Source organism: Pseudoxanthomonas sp. J35, from assembly GCF_000513995.1.
In the GTDB taxonomy this organism is placed as follows: domain Bacteria; phylum Pseudomonadota; class Gammaproteobacteria; order Xanthomonadales; family Xanthomonadaceae; genus Pseudoxanthomonas.
Genome location: NZ_AZVB01000011.1, coordinates 30,957 through 55,924 on the forward strand (window position 1 = coordinate 30,957; position 24,968 = coordinate 55,924).

The following is a 24,968-nucleotide window of genomic DNA, read 5'->3' on the forward strand; positions in this document are numbered from 1 at the left end:
ATGCGTCGCTGGATCCTTGCCGTAGCGCTGCTGGGGTCCCTGCCGGCCGCCGCCCCCCTGGTCGCCGCGGAGCCCGCGTCCCCGGCGCGCGTGCGCCTGGAGAACCCGTCGCTGGTGCTGGAGGTCTCGCCGCGCCTGGGCGGGCGCATGCTGCATGTCGCGCTGCCCGGCGCGCCGAACCTGCTGCTGGTGGGCGAAGCCGTCGACAGCCAGCCGGATCCGCGCGTGGGCGCGGATGCCGGGAACATCCCCTACATGGGCCACGAGGTCTGGGTCGGCCCGCAGGCGGACTGGTGGAAGTTCCAGGCGCTCAACCCGGCGCGGCGCAAGGCCGCGGCGGTGTGGCCGCCGGATCCGTGGCTGGCCTACGCGCCGGCGAAGGTGCTGGAGCAGGGCGCGGACCGGCTGCTGCTGGAAGGCGCGGCCAGCCCGGTCAGCGGCGTGCAGCTGAGCTACGGCTTCGAGCTGCCGCCGGACCGGCCCGGTACCGCCGGGTTGGCGGTGGAGATGCGCAACATCCGCAAGGAACCGGTCGCGCGCGACATCTGGTTCAACTCGCGGGTGCCGCCGCAGACGCGCGTGTACGTACCGGTGGCCGCCGACGGCGGCGGCGTGCGCGTGCGCTCCGATACCGAAGACGGTTACGACAGCCTGGTCAGCCGCCACGAGGACGGGCTGTTCTCGCTGGAGCTGCTGCCGCCGGGCGAGGGCCTGGTGGGCCGGCGCGGCAAGGTCTTCATCCAGCCCGAAGCGGGCTGGCTCGCCGGCTTCCACGCCGGCCAGGCCTTCGTGATCCATTTCGAGCGGCAGCCGGCCGAGCGCATCCATCCGGACCAGGGCCAGGTCGAGCTGTACCTGGACTGGCGACCTGATGCGGCCTATCCGGGCCTGATGGAACTGGAAGTGCACGCGCCCTACGTCACCCTTGAACCGGGTGCCTCCACCAGTGCACGCGAGTGGTGGCTGGTGCGCCGCTACGACGGCCCCGACCGGCGCGACGCGCAGGTGGCCTTCCTGCGGCGGATGCTGGACGAGGCGGGTATCGAATGAGCGCGGCGGTGGCGGGCGGGCCGCAGGACCGCACGCCGGCGCCGGCCAGGTCGCGCAGCCGCTGGCCGTGGCGCGCGATGGGGCATGTTCCGTGCTGTGGGCGGGAGCAGCGGGGCGAGCCCCGCTCTGCAGGGGCGGCGGACATCGCGCTGTCGCACTTCGATGCGTGCCGGCTGCAAACGGAATGGCCGGCGCATTGCGCCGGCCATTGTCGTGGGGCGTGACCGGCTTGCGGGGCCGGTCACGACCATGTGCCGTGGCCGCTTACTCCGGCGGCTGGCGCAGCAGCGGGTTGTCCCAGCCCGGGCGCGGGGCGAAGCGGTCGCCGTAGCGGCCCTGCAGGGTGCGCAGCTTCTCCAGCAGGCCGTCCACGCCTGTGGCGCGGATGTGCTGGATCGGGCCGCCACGGAACGGGGCGAAACCGGTGCCGAAGATCACGCCGGCATCGAGCAGGTCGGCATCGGCGACGACCTTGTCATGGAGGCAGGCGACCGCCTCATTGAGCAGCGGCAGGATCAGGCGGTCCTCCAGATCCGAAGGCGCGGTATAGCCCTGCGGCACCTCCGGCTTGACCGCCTTGCCGTTCTCCCACTTGTACAGGCCCTGGCCGTCCTTCTTGCCGCGCTTGCCCGGCTCGACCGTGGACAGCGCCGCCGGCAGCTGCAGGCCGAGGAACGGCGACAGCTCCGCGCCCACGCCCTGGGCCACGTCCAGGCCGACGGTGTCGATCAGTTCGATCGGGCCCATCGGCATGCCGAACTTCACCGCCGCCTTGTCGATCACCGCGCCGGGGATGCCCTCGGCCCAGGCGTGCGCCGCCTCGAGCATGTACGGGAACAGCACGCGGTTGACCAGGAAGCCCGGGGTGCCGGCGACCGGCACCGGGAACTTGTCCAGCGCCTTGCAGAACGCCGCCAGGCGTTTGACCACCGCCGGATCGAGGCGGTCGTGCTGGACGATCTCCACCAGCGGCATCTGCGCCACCGGGTTGAAGTAGTGCAGGCCGGCGAAGCGGTCCGGGCGGGCGATGTGCTCGCGCAGTTCGTCCAGCGGGATCGACGAGGTGTTGGTGGTCAGCAGCGCATCGGCCTTCAGGCGCGGCTCGATCGATTCGTACAGGGCGCGCTTGGCTTCCGGGTTCTCGATGATCGCCTCGATCACCAGGTCGGCCTTCGCGACGCCGTCGCCGGCCAGGTCGCCCTGCAGGCGCGCGGCCACCGCCGGGCGCTTGCTCTCGTCCTTGACCCGCTTGGCGAACAGTTCGCTGGCGCGGCCCAGCGCGCCGTCGATGAAGCGCTGCTCGCGGTCCTGCAGGGTCACGTTGAAGCCCTTGTAGGCCGACCAGGCGGCGATGTCGCCGCCCATCACGCCGGCGCCGACCACGTGCACGTGCGAGATGCCGTGGTCCTTGCCGCCCAGGCCCTTCAGGCGCTCGGTGAGGAAGAAGATGCGGATCAGGTTGCGCGCGGTCGGGCTGGCGGCCAGCTTGACCACCGCGCGGCGTTCGGCGTCCAGGCGCGCCTGGATGCCCGCGCCGCCGCTGCGTTCCCAGGTCGAGATCAGCGCGTACGGGGCCGGGTAGTGCTCCTTGCGCGCCTTGCGCGCGACCTGCTTGGCCATCTGCGGGGCGAGGATCTTCCGCGCCAGCCAGGTGTTCGTGGCCCAGCCCTTGAAGCGCTGGCCGAACGGACGTTGCAGGCCCTTCAGCGCCAGCGCCGCGGCCGCGTCCTCCAGCAGCGCCGGTTCGACCACCTTGTCGACCAGGCCGATGCCGCGCGCGGCCGACGCCGACAGCGTGCGTCCGGTCAGCATCATGTCCATCGCCGCCGGCGCACCGACCAGGCGCGGCAGGCGCGCGCTGCCGCCCCAGCCGGGGAAGATGCCCAGCTTGACCTCGGGCAGGCCGATCCGGGTGGACGGGTCGTTGCTGGCCACCCGGTAGTCGCAGGCCAGCGCCAGTTCGGTGCCGCCGCCCATGCAGAAGCCGTGGATCGCGGCCACGGTCGGGCAGGGCAGTTCGGCGACCTTCTGGAACACGGCCTGGCCGCGGCGGATCGCGTCGTTGACCGTGCCCTTGCGGTCGAACTCCTGGAACTCCTTCAGGTCGGCACCGGCGATGAAGCCGGAGGGCTTGGCCGAGCGGAACACCACGCCCTTGGGCGGGTCGATCGCCAGCCGCTCGAGGATGTCGTCCAGCTCGATCAGCACGTCCTGCGAGAGCGCATTGACCGGCGCGTCCTGCCGGTCCAGCGACAGCACCACCACGCCGTCGTCGCGCTGCGCGGCTTGCCAGTGGCTGAATCGCAGTCCATCGAAGCCTGGGAGCATGGCCTGACCATCCGGTTGTGTATGGAGTAGGCCGCTATCATCCCGAGGTTGTTTCGGCGGCGTCAAATCCCGATCCGGGATCCGGCCCATCGCGGACGGCGGCGTGCCCGACCATACTGGGCGCGCGGTTAAGGTCACGCATGAAGCGCCTGCGGGTGGCGCGGCGCGGCGCGCGGACGGGCACGACGCCCCCGTCCGGCCCATCCGGACAGCGGCTTCCGCCGGCCGCTGAACTTTTTCCGGCCACGGCGGTCACAAGCCCCGGAACGCCGGGACGACAGGAGTGTGGCCCGGCATGGCCGAAGGAACGCCGAAGGATCCGACCCAGGAGCTGGACCTCGAACTGGTCCGCCGCGCGCAGCGTGGCGACAGCGCCGCATTCGACCTGCTGGTGCGCAAGTACCAGCACCGGATCACCGGGCTGATCGGGCGCTACATCGCGGACTGGAGCGAATGCCAGGACGTGGCCCAGGAGACCTTCATGCGCGCCTACCGCGCGTTGGGGAATTTCCGCGGCGACGCCCAGTTCTATACCTGGTTGCACCGCATCGCAGTGAATACCGCCAAGAACCACCTGGTCGCCCACAACCGCCGTCCGCCCACGGACGACATCGACGCCAGCGACGCCGAGCAGTACGAGACCGGCGCGCGCCTGCGCGACAACGACACGCCCGAGCGCGAAGCCATGCGCGAGGAGCTGGAGCGGACCGTGATGAAGGCGGTGGACGCGCTGCCGGAGGAACTGCGGACCGCCATCACCCTGCGCGAGGTCGATGGGCTGAGTTACGAGGAGATCGCGCGGAAGATGGATTGCCCGATCGGGACGGTGCGCTCGCGCATCTTCCGGGCGCGCGAAGCCATCGATGCCGAACTTCGGCCCCTGCTTGATGTCCAAAGCGCCACACGCGAACGAAACCGTCCATGAGCCACGATCCCCGCAACACCGACGACAAGTTCGAACTCCATTACCGGCAGCAGCTGTCGGCACTGGTCGACGGCGAACTGGCCCCGGACGAGGCGCGCTTCCTGCTGCGTCGCCTGGAGCACGACACCGAGCTGTCCGGCCGCTTCGAGCGCTGGCAGCTGTGTGGCGACGTGCTGCGCGGGCAGGTCCGGCGCGCCGCCGGCCCCGACCTGGCCGACCGCATCGCCGCGGCCGTCGCCGCCGCACCGATGGGCGCCGAGGCGGCCGCGGCTGCCGCGCCGCAGCGCCGCCGCCAGCTCTGGACCCGCTGGGGCGGGGGCGCCGCGCTGGCCGCCTCGGTCGCGGCGGTGGCGATGTTCGTCGGCCGCCCGGCCCAGACCGGCCCGGATTTCGCGCCCGCGCCGGCGGTAGCGGTGCTGCCGTCGACCGAGGCGGTCCTGCCTGATGCCGCCGCCGCGCCGGCCACCGCCATCGCCCAGGCGGCGGAAGTGGCGGCCGCCGCTGCGGCGCGGCTCGCCGCGTCGCGCCCGGCGCCGCGCCAGGTGGCTTCGGCCCCGCGCCCGCGTCGCGCCGCCACTGCTGCGGCCACCCCTGCCGTGTCCGCGCCTGCTTCCCCCATCGCGCCGCTGGCCGACGCGGTGGCCGAGGCCCCCGTCGCCGCCCCCGGGACGGCCCTGCCGGCCGATCCGTTCGCCTCGGCGGTGCCGCTGGAAGCCCGGCCGTGGCCGCGCGCGGCGCTGCCGCGCACTGGCAGCGCCTATACCGCCAGCTTCGGCCAGGCCGGTGGCGGCAGCCCGTTCTACCCGTTCGAGCCGAGCCTGGCCGCACCGCAGGCCAGCGAGTCGGCGGAGGAGCCCGGCCTGCCGGAACCGCCGCCGCAGGACCTGCAACGCTGATCCCGCCGGCGGCCCGGGCCATCGCCCGGGACCGCCTCCCGTTCCGTCCCAAGGTGCGCCCGCACGGCCACTCTCCCCCTCGCTCTGAAGGCAAGCATTTGATGAACCCACGAGTCCGTCCCAGTCTTCTCGCCGCCCTGGTCCTGACCGCGCCGCTGGCCGCCTGCGCCCGCGCGCCCGAAGCCGCCGATGCGCCCATCGCGACCGCTGCCCCGGCCGCGGTGACCGCGCCGGCCACCCCGCTGGTCAGCGGCCTGCCGGACTTCACCCGGCTGGTCGAGCAGGTCAGCCCGGCGGTGGTCAACATCGAGGCCAAGGTCGGCGCGCGCCGCTCCGCGCGCTCGGCCGGCGGCATTCCCGAGGACCAGATCCCGGAGATCTTCCGCCGCTTCTTCGGCCCGGACTTCCCGGGCGGGCCCGGCCAACCGGGTCCGGGTGGCCCGTCGGCGCGTTCCGTCGGCTCGGGTTTCATCATTTCCGATGACGGCTACATCCTGACCAACCACCACGTGGTCGACGGCGCCGAGGAAGTCACCGTGCGCCTGTCCGACCGCCGCGAGTTCACCGCCAAGGTGGTCGGCAGCGATCCCACCTACGACGTGGCCCTGCTCAAGGTCGAAGGCAAGGCCCTGCCGGTGCTGCGCCAGGGCAAGTCCGCGGCGCTCAAGCCCGGCCAGTGGGTGGTGGCGATCGGCTCGCCGCTGGGCCTGGACCAGTCGGTGACCGCCGGCATCGTCAGCGCGGTCGGCCGCACCACCGGTGCCGGCCAGCAGTACGTGCCGTTCATCCAGACCGACGTGGCGATCAACCGCGGCAATTCCGGCGGGCCGCTGCTCAACACCTCCGGCGAGGTGGTCGGGATCAACTCGCAGATCCTGAGCAACTCCGGCGGCTACATGGGCGTGAGCTTCGCCATCCCGATCGACCTGGCGATGAGTGCGGTCGACCAGATCAAGAAGACCGGCAAGGTCAGCCGCGGCATGCTCGGCGTGACCATCGAGCGGATCGATTCGGCCAAGGCCAAGGCCCTGGGCCTGAACAAGGGCGCGCTGGTCAACCGGGTCGAGCCGGGCAGCGCGGCGGAGAAGGCCGGCATCGAGATCGGCGACGTGATCGTCTCGATCAACGGCCAGGAAGTGGCGACCAGCGCTGACCTGCCACCGCTGGTGGGCATGCTGCCGCCGGGCACCAAGGCCCGGGTCGGCATCATCCGCGACGGCAAGTCGCGGACCCTGGACGTGGTCCTGGGCGAGCTGCCGATCGACGGCCAGCAGGCCTCGGCGAGCCCGGACAGCGGCCAGGGCGGCGCGCCGGCGCCCGCCTCGAAGGTGGACCTGCTGGGTCTGAGCGTGACCGAGATCGACGCGCGCAGCCGCCGCCAGCTCGGCCTGGAGGCCGGCGAGGGCGTGCTGATCACCGGCGTGGATGGCGCCGAGGCCCGCGAGGCCGGGGTCGAGCCGGGCATGGCGATCCTGCAGGTCGGGCGCACCCCGGTCGGCAGCGTGGCGGCGCTGGAACGGGCCCTGCGCGACCTGCGCAAGGGCGACACGGTGATGCTGCTGATCCGCGGCGCGGCCGGCGTGAACCAGTTCGTCGCCATCACCGTCGGCGCGGAAGACTGACCGCCAGGCGCGGCGTCCCCCCGGGGCGCCGCGCCATTCCGGGGGCAGGGGCGGGAGCCGCTCCGGGCATGCGATAATCCGCCGTTACCCGACGACGGCACGAGACCGCCGCCCCCACATGTCTTCCGATCCGATGCGGTTCATCCGCAACTTCTCCATCATTGCCCACGTCGACCACGGCAAGTCGACCCTCGCCGACCGCATCATCCAGCTGTGCGGCGGCCTCGAAGCGCGCGAGATGGAAGCGCAGGTGCTCGATTCGAACCCGATCGAGCGCGAGCGCGGCATCACCATCAAGGCGCAGTCCGTGTCCCTGCCGTACAAGGCCAAGGACGGGAACACCTATTTCCTGAACTTCATCGACACCCCCGGGCACGTCGACTTCTCCTACGAGGTCAGCCGCTCGCTGGCCGCCTGCGAGGGCGCGCTGCTGGTGGTGGACGCCGCCCAGGGCGTGGAAGCCCAGTCCGTGGCCAACTGCTACACCGCGGTGGAGCAGGGCCTGGAAGTGGTGCCGGTGCTGAACAAGATCGACCTGCCGACCGCCGACATCGAACGCGCCAAGGCCGAGATCGAGGCGGTGATCGGCATCGACGCCTCCGACGCGGTCGCGGTCAGCGCCAAGACCGGCCTCAACGTCGACCAGGTGCTGGAGGCGATCGTCCACCGCATCCCGCCGCCGAAGCCGCGCGACACCGACCGGCTGCAGGCGCTGATCATCGACTCCTGGTTCGACAACTACCTGGGCGTGGTCTCGCTGGTGCGGGTGATGCAGGGCGAGATCACCCCCAGGAGCAAGATCCTGGTGATGTCGACCGGCCGCACCCACGAGGTGGACAAGGTCGGCGTGTTCACGCCCAAGCGCAAGGAACTGCCTGCGCTGAAGGCCGGCGAGGTGGGCTGGATCACCGCCTCGATCAAGGACGTGCACGGCGCCCCGGTGGGCGACACCCTGACCCTGGCCAGCGCGCCGGCGGCGGCGCCGCTGCCGGGCTTCCAGGAGATGCAGCCGCGCGTGTTCGCCGGCCTGTTCCCGGTCAACGCCGAGGACTACCCGGACCTGCGCGAGGCCCTGGAAAAGCTGCGCCTGAACGACGCGGCGCTGCGCTTCGAGCCGGAGAGCTCGGAGGCGATGGGCTTCGGCTTCCGTTGCGGCTTCCTCGGCATGCTGCACATGGAAATCGTGCAGGAGCGCCTGGAGCGCGAGTACGACCTGGACCTGATCACCACCGCGCCGACGGTGGTCTACGAGGTACTGAAGACCGACGGCACGGTGATGCCGCTGGACAACCCGGCCAAGCTGCCGCAGGCCAACCTGATCTCCGAGATCCGCGAGCCGATCATCCGCGCCAACATCCTCACCCCCGAGGAGTACATCGGCAACATCATCAAGCTGTGCGAGGAAAAGCGCGGCGTGCAGATCGGCATCACCTACATGGCCAGCCAGGTGCAGATCAGCTACGAGCTGCCGATGGCCGAGGTGGTGCTGGACTTCTTCGACAAGCTCAAGTCGGTCAGCCGCGGCTACGCCTCGCTGGACTACCACTTCCTGCGCTTCGAGGCCGGTCCGTTCGTGCGGGTGGACACGCTGATCAACGGCGACCGCGTCGACGCGCTGAGCATCATCGTCCACCGCAGCCACGCCGACCGTCGCGGCCGCGAGCTGTGCGAGAAGATGAAGGACCTGATCCCGCGCCAGCAGTTCGACGTGGCGATCCAGGCCGCGATCGGCTCGCAGATCATCGCCCGCTCCACGGTCAAGGCGCTGCGCAAGAACGTGCTGGCCAAGTGCTACGGCGGCGACATCACCCGCAAGAAGAAGCTCCTCGAGAAGCAGAAGGAGGGCAAGAAGCGGATGAAGCAGGTCGGCCGCGTCGAGATCCCGCAGGAGGCCTTCCTGGCGGTGCTGCAGGTGGACAGCAAGTGACGTCCCGGGCGACGCTAGCGGCCGCGTGGCGTGGCGTCGCCTGTTCCCCCGTTCCCCGTTCCGGTTCCGACCCGCTAAGGACATCGAATGAAATGGTTTGAGCTCGGCCTGGTCGTGCTGACCTTCGCCACCGGCCTGATCTGGCTGCTCGACAGACTGTTCCTGGCCAGGCGCCGCGCCGCCCGCGACGGACTGCTGGCCGAGGAGCCGGTGGTGGTGGACTACTCGCGCGCGTTCTTCCCGGTGCTGGCCGCGGTGCTGGTGCTGCGCAGCTTCGTCGCCGAGCCGTACAAGATCCCGTCCAGCTCGATGATGCCGAACCTGCTGATCGGCGACTTCATCCTGGTCAACAAGTTCGCCTACGGCCTGCGCCTGCCGGTGACCAATGCCAAGTTCGTCGACCTGGGCGAGCCCGAACGCGGCGACGTGGTGGTGTTCAAGCCGCCGCACGCCCCGGACCAGAACTGGATCAAGCGGGTGATCGGCCTGCCGGGCGACCGCATCGGCTTCCACGGCGACACCCTGTACGTGAACGGCGAGGCGGTGGAATACGTGGAGCTGGGCGAGTTCATCGGCCAGGGCCGCGGCGCGGAGATGAACGGCGCGACCCTGCTGCTGGAGAAGCTGCCGGGCCGCGAGCACGAGGTGCTGGAGTGGCTGGGCCGCGCCAACCCCGCCGGCCAGGGCGAATGGACCGTCCCCGAGGGCCACTATTTCGTCATGGGCGACAATCGTGATAATAGCGAGGACAGCCGGTTCTGGGCCCAGACGCACTTCCTGCCCGAGGAAAACCTCCGCGGCCGTGCGTTCCTGATCTGGCTCAACTGCGAGGGCTGGTTCTGCAAGGGGAGTTTCGATCCTTCGCGGATCGGGACGAAGATCAAGTAACGGGCGGCTGCGCCGGCGTAGGGTATGCGCCGGTCTCACCCAGCATCGAGGTCACGGGGAAATGGCAAACAAGCGCAAGCAAAGCGGTCTGAGCCTGGTGGGGTTCCTGGTCGTGCTGGCCGTGGTCGGCTTCGCCGCCTACGTCGGCATGAAGCTGTTCCCCATGTACCAGGAGTACTACGCTGTCACCTCGGCGATGAAGGGCCTGGCCAACGAGCCGGGCGTGGCCGACATGGACCCGGCCCGGGTCCAGGACCTGTTCTTCCGCCGCCTGTACATCAACTACTCCGAGAACGTGAAGCCGCAGAACGTCAAGTTCGAGCGCACCAACGGCGGCTGGAAGATGCGCGTGAACTACGAGGTGCGGCGTTCGCTGGTCGGCAACCTGGATGTGGTGGGCAAGTTCGACCGCACCCAGGAACTCACCCGGCGCGGTGGTGGCGAGTGACCGCACCGTGATGCGCGACAGGATCGGCCACCGGTTCGCCGATCCGTCGCTGCTGGCCCAGGCGCTGACCCACCGCAGCGCCGGCACGCCGCACAACGAGCGGCTGGAATTCCTCGGCGACGGCGTGGTCAACCTGATCGCCGCCGAGGCGCTGTACCGGCGCTGGCCGCAGGCTGACGAGGGCGTACTGACCCGCGCCCGCGCCGAACTGGTCCGCGAGGCCTCGCTGGCCGCCATCGCCCGCCAGCTGGACCTGGGCTCGCGCCTGACCCTGGGCCCGGGCGAGCTGAAGTCCGGCGGCTTCCGCCGCGATTCGATCCTGGCCGACGCGCTGGAGGCGGTGGTCGCCGCCATCTACCTGGACGCCGGCTGGGACGCCTGCCGCGAGGTGGTCCTGCCCTGGTTCGAGCAGTCTCTGGCCGCGCTGCCGGCCGGCAAGCCCGAAAAAGACGCCAAAACCCGCCTGCAGGAATGGCTGCAGGCGCGGCAGCGGCCGCTGCCGGGCTACGAGCTGGTTTCCGAGAGCGGGGAGGAACACGCCAAGGTGTTCCTTGCCCGGTGTACCCTGAGCGAGCCTCCGGTCAGCGCCGAGGGGCAGGGCACGTCCCGCCGGCTGGCCGAACAGGCCGCCGCGGCGGCGGTGCTGGAAAGGCTGGAGCCTTCGCCCCGGCATCCATAAGCGGTCCCATACGTGAATTCCGAACACACCGAAGATTCCCACCGCTGCGGCAGCGTCGCGGTGATCGGCCGGCCCAATGTCGGCAAGTCGACCCTGGTCAACGCCCTGGTCGGTGCCAAGGTCAGCATCGTCTCCAACCGGCCGCAGACCACCCGTCACCGCCTGCTGGGCATCGCCACCGTGCCGGGCGGCCAGCTGCTGCTGGTCGACACCCCCGGCCTGCACCGTAGCGAGGGCCGGTTCAAGGCCTCGGCGATGAGCCGGGTGATGAACCGCGCCGCGCGCGGCGCGCTGGAAGACGTGGACGTCGGCCTGATGGTGGTCGAGGCCGGGCGCTGGGACGAGGAGGACAGCCTGGTGTTCAACGTCCTGCGCGACGCCGGCATCCCGGTGGTGCTGGCGGTGAACAAGGTCGACCGGCTCAAGGACAAGACCGTGCTGCTGCCGTTCCTGGCCCAGGTCAGCGAAGGCCGCGACTTCGCCGCGATCCACCCGCTGTCGGCGCTCAAGCGCAAGGGCCTGGAGGCGCTGGTCCGCGACCTGCTCAGGCTGCTGCCGGAGGCCCCGCCGGTGTTCGACGAGGACGAGATCACCGACCGCAGCCAGCGCTTCCTCGCCGGCGAGCTGGTCCGCGAGCAGCTGATGCGCCAGCTCGGCGACGAGCTGCCGTACGCGACGACGGTGGAGATCGAGCGTTTCGCCGAGGACGGCGAGCTGCTGCGCATCGGCGCGGTGGTGTGGGTCGAGCGCGAGGGCCAGAAGCCGATCGTTATCGGCAAGGGCGGCGCGCGCCTGCGCGAGATCGGCAGCAAGTCGCGCCAGCAGATGGAGCGGCTGTTCGGGCGCAAGGTGTTCCTGGAGACCTGGGTGCGCGTGCGCGAAGGCTGGTCCGACGACGAGGCGGCGCTGAAGGCCTTCGGCTACGGCGACTGAGCCGCCACATGCGGAGGAACAGGTGACGGCGACCGTCGGACCGCTTCCGCTTTCCAGTCCGCGACGGTGCTGACATGCGCCTGGAAGGCGAGACCGGCTTCGTCCTGCACGCCCGGCCCTGGCGCGAGACCAGCCTGCTGGTGGAGGTGCTCAGCGCCGGCCACGGCCGCATCGGCCTGGTCGCGCGCGGGGTGCAGTCGCCGAAGCGGCAGGTGCTGCGCGCGGCGCTGCAGCCGCTGCAGCACATCCGCTTCGACGCGGTGATGGCCGGCGAACTGGCCCAGCTGCGCGGCGCCGAGGCGCTGGACGCGGCGCCGCAGCTGGCCGGCGACGCGATCCTCGCCGCCTTCTACGTCAACGAGCTGGTGCTGCGCCTGGCGCCTCGCCAGGACCCGCTTCCCGAACTCGACGCGGCCTACGCGCGCACCCGCGCCCGCCTGGCCGGCGACGCCCCATTGGCGTGGACCCTGCGCCGCTTCGAGCGCGACCTGCTCGGCGCGCTGGGCCTGGGCTTTGAACTGCACGTGGACGGCGACGGCGAGCCGATCGATCCGGCGGCGCGTTACCGCCTCGATCCGGAGCACGGTCCGCGCCGCCTGCTCAGCGACCGCGGCCAGTCCGATCGCAGCGCCGCCGCCACCGGCAGCGCGCTGCTGGCGCTGGCCGCCGACGAACGCCCCGGCCCGGCGGACCTGGCCAGCCTGCGCCTGCCGCTGCGCGCGGTGCTGGCGCACCACCTCGGGCCGCGCGGACTGAAGTCGTGGGAGATGGCCGCGTCGCTGGGGCGCATCGCTCCGTCGCGCTGAGCGTCGCGGTGGCCTCGCCCGCGTGCGTCGCCGGCGCGCGCGCCGGCTAGAATCCACGCATGTCCACGATTCCCGAAATCCGTCGCCTGCGCGGTGCCGAGATCGCGCCCTGGCTGGACGACGTCGCCCGCCTGCGCATCGAGGTGTTCCGCGAATGGCCCTACCTCTACGACGGCGACGACGCCTACGAGCGCGAGTACCTGACCGCCTACCTCGAATCGCCCGGCAGCGTGCTGGTGCTGGCGCTGGATGGCGACCGCGTTGTCGGCGCTTCTACCGGGCTGCCCCTGGCCGACGACCAGGAAGCGTTCCGCAAGCCGTTCGAGCAGGCCGGCCTGCCGGTGCGCGAGGTGTTCTACTTCGGCGAATCGGTGCTGCTGCCGGCGTACCGCGGCCGCGGCGTCGGCCACGCCTTCTTCGACCAGCGCGAGGCGCATGCGCGCGAACTGGGCGGCTTCCGCTGGACCGCGTTCTGCGCGGTGGACCGCGCGCCTGACGATCCGCGCCGGCCACCCGGCTACCGGCCCAACGACACGTTCTGGCACGGCCGCGGCTACGCGCGCCTGCCGGGGATGACCTGCATGCTGCCGTGGAAGGAGCCGGGCGACCACGAGGAAACCCTGCATCCGCTGACCTTCTGGCTGCGCGACTGGGCGGCTGCGCCATGAAGGTCGCCGCCTGCAAGTACCCGGTGGGCAAGCCGGCCTCGTTCGACGAGTTCGCCGGGAAGCAGCGCCGCCTGCTCGGCGAGGCCGCCGCGCGCGGCGCGCAGGTGGCGGTGCTGCCCGAATACCTGTCGCTGGAACTGGCGGCGACGTTCCCGCCGGACATCCACGCGGACCTGCATGCCTCGCTCGCGGCGATCCAGCCACTGCGCGCGCAGTGGCTGGCGCTGTTCGCGGGCCTGGCCCGCGAGACCGGCATGTACGTGGTCGCCGGCAGCTTCCTGCTGGCCCAGGCCGATGGCCGCTACCGCAACCGCTGCGACGTGTTCGCGCCAGACGGCAGCCATGCCTGGCAGGACAAGCTGCAGCTGACCGGTTTCGAGAAGGCCACCGGCGTGATCGACGGCGGCGACGCGCTGAAGGTGCTGGACATCGCCGGCGTGCGTACCGGCGTCTCGATCTGCTACGACAGCGAGTTCCCCCTGCCGGTACGCGCGCAGTACGAGGCCGGCGCACGCCTGCTGCTGGTGCCCAGCTGCACGGATACCGGGGCTGGTGCGACGCGGGTGCGCGTGGGCTGCCTGGCGCGCGCGCTGGAGAACCGCATGTTCGTGGTGCAGTCGGTGACCGCCGGGTCGGCGCCGTGGAGCCCGGCGCTGGACGAGAACACCGGCGAGGCGGCGCTGTTCGCGCCGATGGACGCCGGCTTCCCGGCCGACGGCGTGCTCGCCAGCACGCAGGGGGACGAAACCTGGGCCGTGGCCGAACTGGATTTCGGACTGCTGGAAGGCACCCGCGGCAAGGCGCAGGTCGCCAACGACCGCGATTGGCCCGGACAGCTGGCGCCGGCGCTGGTGCGGGCGCGCGTGGCGGGTTTCGAGTCAGGTTTCGAGGCGGGGCCGCCGGCGGAGTAGCGCTGAAGGCTCTGCAAGCGTCGTCCCGGATGCGCTTCGCTTATCCGGGCTACGCATTCGACCGGCCCCCGTAGAGCGGGGCTTGCCCCGCTGCCTTTCCTTGCCCCGCTGCCTTTCCGGCACGCCGCTTCGGTGGGCGCGTAGTCGGGCAAGCCCGACTCTACGAGGGGCGCTGCGCTCTAGCGGTTCTTGTCGTCTTCGCCCGGCTGCACGGCCTGCACCGTCAGTGCCAGGCCGCCGTCGCGCAGCCGCGCCTGCAGGCGGTCGCCAGGGGCGACCTGCTGGACCGACTGGACCAGGTGTCCGTCGTCGGCGCGGGTGAGGATCGAGTAGCCGCGCGCGACCGTGGCCAGCGGGCTGCAGGCTTCCAGCGAACGGGCCAGGCCGCGCAGGCGCAACGCGTCGCGCTGGAGGACGCGCGTGATGCAGGCCTGGGGACGCGGTTGAAGCTGCTGCAGGCGTGCCCGCAACTGGGCGAGGCGGCGCGCGGGATGATGCGCGCGCAGCACCGCGCCGGCATGGCGCAGGCGCGAAGCGCGCTGCTGCAGTTGGCGCTGCCACAGCGCGTCGATGCGCCGCTGCAGTTCGGCATGGCGCTGGCGCAGCAGGTGCAGGCGCGCCTGCGGCGACTGCGCCTGCAGGCGCAGCGCGGCGCGGTCGGCGCGCTGCATGGCCTGGACCAGGCGCTGGCGCTGCAGGGCGCGCAGCCGCGACTGCAGCATGCGCAGGCGCTGCGCCAGGTCGCGCCGGTCCGGTACCAGCAATTCGGCGGCGACCGAAGGCGTGGGCGCGCGCACGTCGGCGGCGAAGTCGGCGAGGGTGAAGTCGGTCTCGTGGCCGACCGCCGACACCACCGGCACCGGCGAGGCGGCGATCGCACGCACCAGGCGTTCGTCGTTGAACGCCCACAGGTCTTCCAGCGAGCCGCCGCCGCGGGCCAGCAGGATGGCGTCATAGCGGCCGCTGGCGCCGGCGCGCTGCAGCAGGTCGGTGATCTGCGCCGCGGCGGTGTCGCCCTGGACGAGGCTGGGCAGGATTTCCACGTCCAGCAGCGGCAGGCGGCGGCCGAGCACGCTCAGCACGTCGCGCACGGCGGCGCCGGTGGGCGAGGTGATCACGGCCAGGCGACGCACCCAGTGGGGCAGGGGGCGCTTGCGGCCTTCATCGAACAGGCCTTCGGCGGCGAGCTTCGCGCGCAACGCTTCGAACGCGCGGCGCAGGGCGCCTTCGCCGGCTTCCTCGAGGTGGTCGAACACCAGCTGGTAGTCGCCGCGCGCTTCGTACAGGGTGAGGCGGCCGCGGCCGAGCACCTTGAGGCCTTCGCGGGGCGCGAACTTCAGCCACTGGCTCTTGGGCCGGAACATGGCGCAGCGCACCTGCGCGCGCGCGTCCTTGAGGGTGAAGTACAGGTGGCCGGAGCCCGGGCGGGTGACGTTGCCCAGCTCGCCCTCGACCCACACCAGCGGGAACGCGCTCTCCAGCAGGTCGCGCGCCAGGGTGTTGAGCTGGCTGGGCGTGAGGATGGGGTTCTGCTCGGACATCGGCGGGTGGGGCTTGGCGGGACAGGATAGCGCGGTGGAGTGCGTGGTGCCGGACGGGGGCGCGGCGTCAGCTCTCGCCATGGCGCGGCGGAAGGTAGCGGTAGCCGCAAAGGCAAAGGCGTCCAGGGGATCGGCTCCGTCCGAAGCCCATGCCCTGGACGCCTTTGCCGTTGCCGTTGCCGTTGCTGTTGCTGTTGCTGTGTTCCTGCTGTGGATGTTCTCACCACGCCAACGCGTGCAGTGCAGCGACATCAAGCCCCGTGATGCCGTTCCAGCGCCCACGCCACGTGTTCCCGCACCAGCTCCGACGGATGCTCCCGGCGCGATTCCAGCGCGGCGATCACTTCGGGCTTGGACGGTGCGTTGCCCAGCGCCACGGCGATGTTGCGCAGCCAGCGTTCGTGGCCGCTGCGGCGGATCGGGCTGCCTTCGGTGCGGCGCAGGAACTCGTCTTCCTCCCAGGCGAACAGCTGCGGCAGGGTGGCCACGTCCAGGTCGTTGCGCGCGCGGAAATCCGGCTCGTCGGTGCGGCGGGCGAACTTGTTCCAGGGACAGACCAGCTGGCAGTCGTCGCAGCCGAAGATGCGGTTGCCGATCGCCGGGCGCAGTTCCTCGGGGATCGGGCCTTCGTGCTCGATGGTGAGGTAGGAAATGCAGCGCCGCGCGTCGAGCCGGTACGGCGCGACGATCGCACCGGTGGGGCAGACCTCGATGCAGCGCGTGCAGGTGCCGCAGTGCGCGCTGGCCGCCGCGTCGACCGGTAGCGGCAGGTCGACGTAGATCTCGCCGAGGAAGAACCAGGAGCCGCCGTCCTTGTCGATCAGGCAGGTGTGCTTGCCGATCCAGCCCAGGCCGGCGTTGCGTGCCAGCGCGCGCTCGAGCACCGGCGCCGAGTCGACGAACACGCGGTGGCCGAACGGACCGATCTCGGCCTGGATCCGGTCGGCCAGCTTCTGCAGGCGGTTGCGCATCAGCTTGTGGTAATCGCGGCCAAGCGCGTAGCGCGCGACATAGGCGCGGGTCCCGTCGGCGAGGGTCTGCCAGGCCTCGTCGCCGTCGTTGCGGCCATAGTCCAGGCCGACCGAGATGACCCGCAGCGTGCCGGGCACCAGCTCCTGCGGGCGGCTGCGGCGGTCGCCGTGGCGGGCCATCCATTCCATGGTCCCGTACAGGCCCTGCTGCAGCCAGTCGCGCAGGTAGGCCTCGTCCTCGCCCAGTTCCACGCCGGAAATGCCGCAACGCTGGAAGCCGAGCTCGCGCGCCAGCTCGCGCACGCGGCGGGCGACGGCCAGCGGGTCGGCGTGGGCGGCAGGGGCGGCGGGCAGGAACATGCGCGGATTATAGGGAGCGGCCGCTACACGCCCGCGAAACGGCGCCCTGGGCGGCGGTAGAATCCACGCATGGCCTTCCTCCATTCCGCCGCCGCCGCGCGCGAGATCGACCGCCTCGCCACGGCCGCGCTCGGCGGCGACGGCTACCGGCTGATGCAGCGTGCCGGCCAGGCCGCCTGGCGCGTGCTGCTGCAGCGCTGGCCGCGCGCGCAGCGCATCGTGGTCGCCTGCGGCAGCGGCAACAACGGTGGCGACGGTTACGTGCTGGCGCGGCTGGCGCTGCAGTCCGGCCGCCAGGTGCGGGTGGTGCATCCGCCCGGGGGTGGTCCGCGCAGTGGACTGGCGCAGCGCGCCTGCACCGATTATCTCGCCGCCGGTGGCCACGTCGAGCTGTTCCCGTCGCCGCTGGACGATGCGGACGTGCTGGTCGATGCGCTGTTCGGCATCGGCCTCGAACGCGCGCCAAAGCCCGAGTACGCCGCGCTGGTCGAAGCGCTGGACCAGGCGGAGGCGCCGCTGTTCGCGCTGGACGTGCCCAGCGGCATCGACGCCGATCGCGGCTGCGCGCCGGGCGTGGCGCTGCACGCCGGATGCACCTTGCAGTTCATCGTCGAACACGTGGGCCTGCGAACCGGCATCGCCCTGGACCATGTCGGCGAGCTGCTGCTCGACACGCTGGATGTGGACGCCGCGGAATACGCGGAGACTGCGCCGGCGAGCGCCACGCTGCTGCGCGCCGACGCATTGCGCCAATGGCTGCTGCCGCGGCGCCGCGATACGCACAAGGGCGAATCCGGACGCGTGCTGTGCATCGGCGGCGAACTGGGCGGTGGCGGCGCGGTGCTGCTGTGCGCGGAAGCCGCGTTGCGCGCCGGCGCGGGCCTGGCGATCATTGCCACGCGCGAAGCGCACGTGGCGGCGATCCTCGCGCGGCGCCCGGAAGTGATGGTGCGCGCGGTGCATGACGCCGGCGGGCTCTCGCCGCTGCTCGCGAACGCAGGCGTGGTCGCCTGCGGCCCGGGCCTGGGCCAGCAGGCCTGGGGCGAATCGCTGTTCCGCGCCGCGCTTGCCAGCAACAGGCCGCTGGTCCTCGATGCCGACGCGCTCAACCTGCTGGCCGCATCCGGCCTGCGCCCACCGGCCGACGCGATCCTGACGCCCCATCCGGGCGAAGCCGCGCGCCTGCTCGATACCGACATCGCCGGCATCCAGCGCGATCGCTTCGCCGCCGCCGCGGCGCTTGCAGCGCGCTACGGCTGCACCGTGGTGCTGAAAGGCGCCGGCACGATCATCGCCTCGCCCGGCCGGATTCCCGCCGTGCTCGACGCCGGCAATCCCGGCATGGCCACCGGTGGCATGGGCGACCTGCTCACCGGTACGATCGCGGCGGCGCGTGCGCAGGGCCTGTCTGCGTTCGAAGCGGCCTGTGCCGGCGCGCTGCTGCATTCGCTGGCCGGAGACGCGGCCGCCAGCGAAGGCGGGCAGCGCGGCCTGCTGCCTTCGGACCTGCTGCCATGGCTGCGCCGCCTGTCCAATCCCGAGGAAGCCTGATGCAGTTCGTCCTGCCCGACAGCGAAAGCACCGAAGCGCTGGGCCGCGCCCTGGCCGCGACCCGTCCGCCCCGCGCGGTGGTGCACCTGCACGGCGACCTCGGCGCCGGCAAGTCCACGCTGGCCCGCGCCCTGCTGCGCGCGCTCGGCGTGCAGGGGCCGATCCGCAGCCCGACCTACACCCTGGTCGAACGCTACCCGGTGCCGGGCGGCGAGGCCTGGCACCTGGACCTGTACCGCATCGGCCATGCCGGCGAACTGGATTTCCTGGGCCTGGACGGGGACGAGGCCACGCTGTGGCTGGTCGAATGGCCGGAGCGGGGCGCCGGGGCGCTGCCGGCGGCCGACCTGCGGATCGAGCTGGCCCAGGAGGGGATGGGGCGCCGGGCCGGGCTGCTGGCCGGGTCGGAAACCGGGCGGGAATGGCTGGCCGCACTGGCCGAAACCGGCGGTTTGCGGCCCCTTGTTGCCGGGTGACCCTAGGAAGGTATCCCAGGCCTCGGATTATTAAGGAAAAAAGTTCTTGCAATCCCCGGGCCGCGGTGCTTGAATCGCGCCATGCGCCAGCGGATTGCCCGGACAGGATGCCTCGGGGTGGGCTTGATGCTCGCCGCCCTCGCGTTCGTCGCGCCGGCCTGGGCCGGCCAGGTCCGCTCGTTGCAGCTCGAGCAGGGCGCCACCGGCACCCGCGCCGAGATCGACCTGCAGGGCGCCGGCAAGTACAAGACCCTCTCGCTGACCGGACCGCACCGCCTGGTGGTGGACCTGCCCGATTCGCAGGCCGCGCGCGGGCTGAAGCTGCCGGCCCCGGCGGGAGTAGTCACCGCGGTCCGCACCGGCCAGCCGGTGCCGGGCACCTTCCGCATCGTTTTCGAACTGGCCCAGCCGGTGGCGGCGCTGCCCGCCCGGATGGAGCCGGCGGCCGACGGTGCGCGCCTGCTGATCGAATGGCCGGGCGATGGCCCGGCGCCGGCGACTGCCGCGGCGACCAGGTCGCCGGCCCCCGCAACCGTCGTCACCGCTCCCGTGCCGACCCAGGCGCCGGCCGTCGACCCGGAAGAGGCCGCGCGCGCCACCGCGCTGCTGGCGGGCCAGGCTGCGCAGGCGGCCCGGATGCAGGCAACGCCGCCGAACCCGCCGGCCGCCATCCCGGCGGCGACCGTCCCGGCCAGCGCGACCGCGACCACCACGGCCGCCAACGCCGGGCCGTCGCCGCGCGAAATCCTCGAAGGCCGCGCCAACGCCCCGGTCGTGGCCGAAGCAGGCCCGCCGGGGAGCATCCCGACGGCTGCCAACCCGGCAGCCACCGCCCCGCCGCCGGCGGCCGGCCCCTCGTCCGCCGTCGCCACCGGCCCGTCGGCCGAGACCACGCCGGCGCCCGCGGCCACCACCGCCCCGGCACCGGCCAAGCCGGCCGCACTGGGCAAGGGCATGCGCCCGCTGATCGTGGCCATCGACGCCGGACATGGCGGCCAGGACCCGGGCGCGATCGGCCCGACCGGCAAGCGCGAGAAGGACGTCACCCTGGCCATGGCCCGCGAACTGGCCCGCCAGGTCAACGCCACGCCCGGCCTGAAGGCCTTCCTGGTCCGCGATTCGGACGTGTTCATCCCGCTGCCGATGCGCGCCCAGCGCGCGCGCCAGGCCAAGGCCGACATCTTCGTCTCGCTGCATGCCGACGCGGCCGAGAACCGCAGCGCGCGCGGCTCGTCGGTGTACGTGCTGTCGACCAAGGGCGCCTCGTCGCAGCGCGCGCGCTGGCTGGCGGACAAGGAGAACGCGGCCGACCTGGTCGGCGGCGTGCGCCTGCAGCAGACCGAGAACGTGCTGGCCAGCGTGCTGCTGGACCTGGCCCAGAGCGGGCACATGCGCGCCTCCGAGGACGCGGCCAACCACGTGCTCGGTGGCCTCAAGCGCGTCGGCAACAACCACAAGCCGAACATCGAGCGCGCCAACTTCGCCGTGCTGCGCACCTCCGACATGCCGGCGATGCTGGTGGAGACGGCCTTCATCTCCAATCCGGAGGAGGAGAAGCGCCTGGTCGACCCGGCCTACCAGCGCAAGGTCGCCAGCGCGGTGGTCGACGGGCTCAACACCTATTTCAGCCGCCAGCCGCCGCCGGGCACGCTGTTCGCCGCGCGCGCCGAAGCGGCGACGGTGGCGATGGCCGGGGGCGGCACGCCCTGAGGCGCGGGCCGCGACGCCGGTCGCGACCCCATTCGCCGCTACGGCGGCTATCATCGATGCACTACTTTGCAGCCGGCGCATGACGCCGCGATCCAGTGCCGATCCGACAGCTTCCGGACACCCTCATCAACCAGATCGCCGCCGGCGAAGTCGTCGAACGGCCCGCTTCGGTGGTCAAGGAACTGGTCGAGAACGCGCTCGACGCCGGCGCGCGCCGCGTCGACATCGACCTGGAGGAGGGCGGCATCCGCCTGATCCGGATCCGCGACGACGGCGGCGGCATCGCCCCGGAGGAGCTGCCGCTGGCGGTCAGCCGCCACGCCACCAGCAAGATCGCCTCGCTCGACGACCTCGAGGCGGTGGCCACGCTCGGCTTCCGCGGCGAGGCGCTGCCGTCGATCGCCTCGGTCAGCCGCTTCATGCTGGCTTCGCGCCGCCGCGACGACGAGCACGGTGCAGCGCTGCACGTCGACGGCGGCCGCGTCGGCGAGGTGGAGCCGAAGGCGCATGCGCCGGGCACCACGGTGGAGGTGCGCGACCTGTTCTACAACGTGCCGGCGCGGCGCAAGTTCCTGCGCGCCGAGCGCACCGAGCTGGGCCACATCGAGGAATGGCTGCGTTCGCTGGCGCTGGCGCGCCCGGACGTGGAGCTGCGGGTCAGCCACAACGGCAAGCCCTCGCGGCGCTACCGTGCCGGCGACCTGGACGCGGCCGCGCGCCTGGGCGAGACCCTGGGCGACGACTTCGCGCGCAGCGCCCTGCGCATCGATCACGGCGGCGCCGGCATGCGCCTGCACGGCTGGATCGGCCAGCCGCACTATTCGCGCGCCAGCGCCGACCAGCAGTACCTCTACGTCAACGGCCGCGCGGTGCGCGACCGCAGCGTCGGCCACGCGGTGAAGCTGGCCTACCAGGACGTGCTCTACCACGGCCGCCAGCCGGCCTACGTGCTGTTCCTGGAACTGGATCCGACCCGGGTCGACGTCAACGTGCATCCGGCCAAGCACGAGGTGCGCTTCCGCGACGCGCGCCTGGTCCACGACTTCGTGTTCCGCACCCTGCAGGAAGCGCTGGCGCAGACCCGCGCCGGCGCCGAGGTGGGCGGCACGGCGGCGGTGCCGGCGATGCCGGCCGCCGGCCAGCCGGCGATGGACGGCGGCGAGGCGCGGCCGTTCCAGCCGTGGACGCCGCGACCGCAGCCGCTGGGCCTGCGCCTGGACGAGGCGCCCGCCGCCTATGCCGCGCTCTACGCGCAACCGGCGTCGTCCACCGGGCCCATGCCGGCGCCGACGCCCGGCGCGCCTGCGCCCGCGTTCGAGCGCGGCCTGCCGGCGGACAACGGCGAGGTGCCGCCGCTGGGCTACGCCATCGCGCAGCTGCACGGCATCTACATCCTCGCCGAGAACGCCGAGGGCCTGGTGGTGGTCGACATGCACGCCGCCCACGAGCGCATCGGCTATGAGCGCCTGAAGGCCGCGCACGACGGCATCGGCCTGCGCGCGCAGCCGCTGCTGGTGCCGCTGGCGCTGGCGGTGGGCGAGCGCGACGCCGACGTCGCCGAACGGGAGGCGCAGACCCTGGCCGAACTGGGCTTCGACGTGACCCGCAGCGGCCCGCAGACCCTGGCGGTGCGCAGCGTGCCGGCGCTGCTGGCGCATGCCGACCCGGAAGCGCTGCTGCGCGACGTGCTGGCCGACCTGCGCGAGCACGGCGCCACCCGCCGCGTGGCCGCCGCCCGCGACGAGCTGCTGTCGACCATGGCCTGCCATGGCGCGGTGCGCGCCAACCGGCGCCTGACCATCCCGGAAATGAACGCCCTGCTGCGCGACATGGAAGCGACCGAGCGCTCGGGGCAATGCAACCACGGGCGTCCGACCTGGGCGCGCTTCACGCTGGGGGAGATCGATCGATGGTTCCTGAGGGGAAGATGAGGCGGTTCTGCCGCGCCGCGGGGACGGCGTTGCTGGCAGGCGTGCTGCTGGGCGCCTGCGGTGGCGGCGACGGCGACGACAAGGCGAAGACGATCGCCGACCCGGCCTTCCTGGCCGAGCAGCAGGCCTGGCGCGACGGACGCCTCGAAGACCTGCTGCGGCCGGACGGCTGGACCAGCCTGGTCGGCCTGCACTGGCTGGAACTGAAGGCGCACTACATCGGCAGCGGCGAGCGCATCGGCAATGGCGTGCGCCTGGCCTTCGGCCCTGAAAAGATGGGCCTGCTGCAGCTCGGGCGCGATGGCAGCTGGAGCTTCACCCCGGAGCAGGGCGTGGAGCTGACCTTCGACGGCGAGCCGCTGAAGGGCAGGGTCGTGCTGCGCAACGACCGCGATCCGCAGCCGAGCGTGATCGGCTTCGACGAGGGCAAGGGCCTGGTGACCCTGCTGCGCCGGGGCGATCGCGATGCGCTGCGCGTCAAGCATGCCGACGCGCCGACCCGGCTGCAGTTCGCCGGCCTGGAATACTGGCCGGCCGACCCGTCGTGGCGCATCGAGGGCCGTTTCATCCCGCACCCGCCGGGCAAGACCCTGCCGATCGGCGACATCGTCGGCACGCTCGGCGATTCGCCCAACCCCGGCGTGGTGGAATTCGAGCGCGACGGCCGCACCTTCCGCCTCGAAGCGCTGGGCGAACCCGGCGGCGAGCTGTTCTTCGTGCTCGCCGACCGCACCAGCGGCCATGGCAGCTATCCGGCCGGACGCTTCCTCGATGCGGCCTGGCCCGGTCCCGACGGCAAGGTGGTGCTGGACTTCAACCGCGCCTACAACCCGCCGTGCGCCTTCACCCTGTTCGCGACCTGCCCGCTGCCGCCGCCGGAGAACCGGCTGGACCTGCAGGTGACCGCGGGCGAGAAGAACTATGTCTCGCCGGTGCACTGACCGCCTTGCATCTGTGCCGGCCTTCATGGAGTGCTGAAACGATGAACCGTGCCGCCGGCTGGTGCGTGGCCCTCCTGCTGGTCCTGGCCGGAGCGGCGCCCGTGCATGCCGAGCCGCCGGTGCCGCTGCTGTGGAAGGTGTCCGACGCCGACAACGCGGTCTACCTGCTCGGCTCCTTCCACCTGCTGTCGCAGGAGGACTATCCGCTGTCGCCGGACGTGGATGCGGCCTTCGCCGATGCCGAGTCGCTGCTGTTCGAGCTGGCGCCGGGCGAGGCGGATTCGCCGGAGCTGGCCACGCGCCTGGCCCGGGCCGGCACGCGCAGTGGGCCGGGCTCGCTGCAGGAGGACCTGGGTCCGGAGCTGTGGGCGCGCCTGGAGCGCTACGCGCGCGACAACCAGATGTCGCTGGAAGGGCTGGCGCGTTTCGAGCCCTGGTTCATCGGCCTGAGCATCGGCATGGTCGAGATGGGCCGCCAGGGACTGGATCCGGAGCTGGGCCTGGACCGCCACCTGATGGCCGCCGCCGTGCGCGCGGGCAAGCCGGCCGCCGGCCTGGAACGGGCCGAGGACCAGCTGGCGGTGCTGGCCGGGATGGCGCTGGAGGAACAGAAGCAGTTGCTGGCCGAGGCGCTGGACGAGGCCGGACAGCCGTCGCAGTCGCGCGAGCTGTACAAGGCCTGGCGCGCCGGCGACGCGCAGCGCCTGTGGCAGGAAATGGCCGCGGAGATGAAGCGCCGGTACCCGGCGCTGTACCGGCGCATCAACATCGAGCGCAACGATGCCTGGGTGCCGCAGCTGGAGGCGCGCCTGGCGCTGGGCGAAGGCCAGGACACCCTGGCCGTGGTCGGCGCGCTGCACCTGCTTGGCGAGGACGGCGTGGTCGAGAAGCTGCGCGCGAAGGGCTACCGGGTCGAGCGGATCTGCTCGGCCTGCGCCGACTGAGCGGTGATACCCGCCGGCGGTGCCGGTTCCATCACGATGCAGTCCACCGGGCAGGCCGGCACGCACAGTTCGCAGCCGGTGCACAGCGGATCGACCACCACGTGCATGAGCTTGGCGGCGCCGACGATCGCGTCGACCGGGCAGGCCTGGATGCACTTGGTGCAGCCGATGCAGTCCGGCTCGACGATCACCGCGACCTGCGGCGGCTTGCACTCGCCGCGGCGGCGGTCGAAGGGTAGGGGCGGCACGCCCAGGAGCAGGGCCAGCGCGCGTGCGCCCTCGTCGCCGCCGGGCGGGCAGCGGTCCGGGCCGGCCTCGCCGCGCGCCATCGCCTCGGCATAGGGCCGGCAGCCGGCGTAGCCGCACTGGCCGCACTGGGTCTGCGGCAGCAGGCGATCGAGGCGTTCGACCAGGTCGGCGGGGGCGGAGGACGGGACCATGCGTGGCTGTACGAGTGCCGCG

Annotated in this window: 22 protein-coding genes; 18 read left to right on the forward strand and 4 right to left on the reverse strand. The window is 72.2% G+C overall.

Going from position 1 to position 24,968, the window contains the following annotated elements; all coding sequences use genetic code 11:
- Positions 1-1,050, forward strand: coding sequence for a DUF4380 domain-containing protein (locus tag PSEJ35_RS0108570; protein ID WP_037082858.1), 1,050 nt, complete (start codon positions 1-3; stop codon positions 1,048-1,050).
- A gap of 264 nt (positions 1,051-1,314) precedes the next feature.
- Here the strand turns inward: PSEJ35_RS0108570 and PSEJ35_RS0108575 are convergent, their stop codons facing one another.
- Positions 1,315-3,378, reverse strand: coding sequence for a 3-hydroxyacyl-CoA dehydrogenase NAD-binding domain-containing protein (locus PSEJ35_RS0108575; RefSeq protein WP_028917422.1), 2,064 nt, complete (start codon positions 3,376-3,378; stop codon positions 1,315-1,317).
- Positions 3,379-3,673: 295 nt separating this feature from the next.
- On the opposite strand from PSEJ35_RS0108575, the gene rpoE reads away from it, so the two are divergent.
- The 11 genes from rpoE to PSEJ35_RS0108630 all read left to right on the forward strand — a co-directional run bounded on the left by rpoE (position 3,674) and on the right by PSEJ35_RS0108630 (position 14,081).
- On the forward strand, positions 3,674-4,303 hold the full coding sequence (gene rpoE / locus PSEJ35_RS0108580; RefSeq protein WP_028917423.1) for an RNA polymerase sigma factor RpoE: 630 nt from the start codon (positions 3,674-3,676) through the stop codon (positions 4,301-4,303).
- On the forward strand, positions 4,300-5,199 hold the full coding sequence (locus PSEJ35_RS0108585) for a sigma-E factor negative regulatory protein (RefSeq protein WP_028917424.1): 900 nt from the start codon (positions 4,300-4,302) through the stop codon (positions 5,197-5,199). The genes rpoE and PSEJ35_RS0108585 overlap by 4 nt, the downstream gene beginning before the upstream one ends.
- Before the next feature lie 101 nt (positions 5,200-5,300).
- Positions 5,301-6,821 (forward strand): Do family serine endopeptidase, encoded by a 1,521-nt coding sequence (locus PSEJ35_RS0108590; protein ID WP_028917425.1) that lies wholly within the window; start codon positions 5,301-5,303, stop codon positions 6,819-6,821.
- 133 nt (positions 6,822-6,954) lie between these two features.
- Positions 6,955-8,748: a translation elongation factor 4 gene (gene lepA / locus PSEJ35_RS0108595; protein WP_028917426.1), complete on the forward strand. Its 1,794-nt coding sequence runs from the start codon at positions 6,955-6,957 to the stop codon at positions 8,746-8,748.
- An 87-nt stretch (positions 8,749-8,835) separates the two neighbouring features.
- A complete protein-coding gene (gene lepB, locus PSEJ35_RS0108600; protein WP_028917427.1) occupies positions 8,836-9,636 on the forward strand; it encodes a signal peptidase I in 801 nt (266 codons plus the stop codon).
- Positions 9,637-9,697: 61 nt separating this feature from the next.
- Positions 9,698-10,084 carry a DUF4845 domain-containing protein gene (locus tag PSEJ35_RS0108605; protein WP_024869596.1) on the forward strand — a complete coding sequence of 129 codons (387 nt, stop codon included), beginning with the start codon at positions 9,698-9,700 and terminating at the stop codon, positions 10,082-10,084.
- Positions 10,026-10,763 carry a ribonuclease III gene (gene rnc / locus PSEJ35_RS0108610; RefSeq protein WP_051412601.1) on the forward strand — a complete coding sequence of 246 codons (738 nt, stop codon included), beginning with the start codon at positions 10,026-10,028 and terminating at the stop codon, positions 10,761-10,763. Before PSEJ35_RS0108605 ends, rnc begins: the two co-directional genes overlap by 59 nt.
- A gap of 12 nt (positions 10,764-10,775) precedes the next feature.
- A complete protein-coding gene (gene era, locus PSEJ35_RS0108615) occupies positions 10,776-11,696 on the forward strand; it encodes a GTPase Era (RefSeq protein ID WP_028917429.1) in 921 nt (306 codons plus the stop codon).
- Positions 11,697-11,770: 74 nt separating this feature from the next.
- Positions 11,771-12,502, forward strand: a complete 732-nt coding sequence (gene recO / locus PSEJ35_RS0108620; protein WP_028917430.1) for a DNA repair protein RecO — start codon at positions 11,771-11,773, stop codon at positions 12,500-12,502.
- 59 nt (positions 12,503-12,561) lie between these two features.
- Complete coding sequence (locus tag PSEJ35_RS0108625; RefSeq protein ID WP_028917431.1) at positions 12,562-13,170, forward strand: GNAT family N-acetyltransferase; 609 nt, start codon at positions 12,562-12,564, stop codon at positions 13,168-13,170.
- A complete protein-coding gene (locus tag PSEJ35_RS0108630; protein WP_028917432.1) occupies positions 13,167-14,081 on the forward strand; it encodes a carbon-nitrogen hydrolase family protein in 915 nt (304 codons plus the stop codon). Before PSEJ35_RS0108625 ends, PSEJ35_RS0108630 begins: the two co-directional genes overlap by 4 nt.
- Before the next feature lie 179 nt (positions 14,082-14,260).
- On the opposite strand, the gene xseA is transcribed toward PSEJ35_RS0108630, so the two are convergent.
- Entirely contained in the window at positions 14,261-15,622 is a 1,362-nt protein-coding gene (gene xseA, locus PSEJ35_RS0108635) for an exodeoxyribonuclease VII large subunit (protein WP_028917433.1), read from the reverse strand.
- Between the two features lie 251 nt (positions 15,623-15,873).
- Positions 15,874-16,953 carry a tRNA epoxyqueuosine(34) reductase QueG gene (gene queG / locus PSEJ35_RS15840; RefSeq protein ID WP_037082861.1) on the reverse strand — a complete coding sequence of 360 codons (1,080 nt, stop codon included), beginning with the start codon at positions 16,951-16,953 and terminating at the stop codon, positions 15,874-15,876.
- Between the two features lie 69 nt (positions 16,954-17,022).
- On the opposite strand from queG, the gene PSEJ35_RS0108645 reads away from it, so the two are divergent.
- From PSEJ35_RS0108645 to PSEJ35_RS0108670, 6 genes are all read left to right on the forward strand, one after another.
- Positions 17,023-18,504 carry a bifunctional ADP-dependent NAD(P)H-hydrate dehydratase/NAD(P)H-hydrate epimerase gene (locus PSEJ35_RS0108645; protein WP_028917434.1) on the forward strand — a complete coding sequence of 494 codons (1,482 nt, stop codon included), beginning with the start codon at positions 17,023-17,025 and terminating at the stop codon, positions 18,502-18,504.
- On the forward strand, positions 18,504-18,980 hold the full coding sequence (gene tsaE / locus PSEJ35_RS0108650) for a tRNA (adenosine(37)-N6)-threonylcarbamoyltransferase complex ATPase subunit type 1 TsaE (RefSeq protein WP_028917435.1): 477 nt from the start codon (positions 18,504-18,506) through the stop codon (positions 18,978-18,980). The genes PSEJ35_RS0108645 and tsaE overlap by 1 nt, the downstream gene beginning before the upstream one ends.
- A 126-nt stretch (positions 18,981-19,106) precedes the next feature.
- Positions 19,107-20,690 (forward strand): N-acetylmuramoyl-L-alanine amidase, encoded by a 1,584-nt coding sequence (locus PSEJ35_RS0108655; RefSeq protein ID WP_232207617.1) that lies wholly within the window; start codon positions 19,107-19,109, stop codon positions 20,688-20,690.
- Between the two features lie 95 nt (positions 20,691-20,785).
- Entirely contained in the window at positions 20,786-22,621 is a 1,836-nt protein-coding gene (gene mutL / locus PSEJ35_RS0108660) for a DNA mismatch repair endonuclease MutL (protein WP_028917437.1), read from the forward strand.
- On the forward strand, positions 22,618-23,562 hold the full coding sequence (locus PSEJ35_RS0108665; RefSeq protein ID WP_028917438.1) for a DUF1684 domain-containing protein: 945 nt from the start codon (positions 22,618-22,620) through the stop codon (positions 23,560-23,562). The genes mutL and PSEJ35_RS0108665 overlap by 4 nt, the downstream gene beginning before the upstream one ends.
- A gap of 41 nt (positions 23,563-23,603) precedes the next feature.
- Positions 23,604-24,506: a TraB/GumN family protein gene (locus PSEJ35_RS0108670; protein WP_051412602.1), complete on the forward strand. Its 903-nt coding sequence runs from the start codon at positions 23,604-23,606 to the stop codon at positions 24,504-24,506.
- Here PSEJ35_RS0108670 and rnfB read toward each other — a convergent pair.
- Entirely contained in the window at positions 24,467-24,946 is a 480-nt protein-coding gene (gene rnfB, locus PSEJ35_RS15845; RefSeq protein WP_084635493.1) for an Rnf electron transport complex subunit RnfB, read from the reverse strand. The genes PSEJ35_RS0108670 and rnfB overlap by 40 nt on opposite strands.
- Between the last annotated feature and the right edge of the window lie 22 nt (positions 24,947-24,968).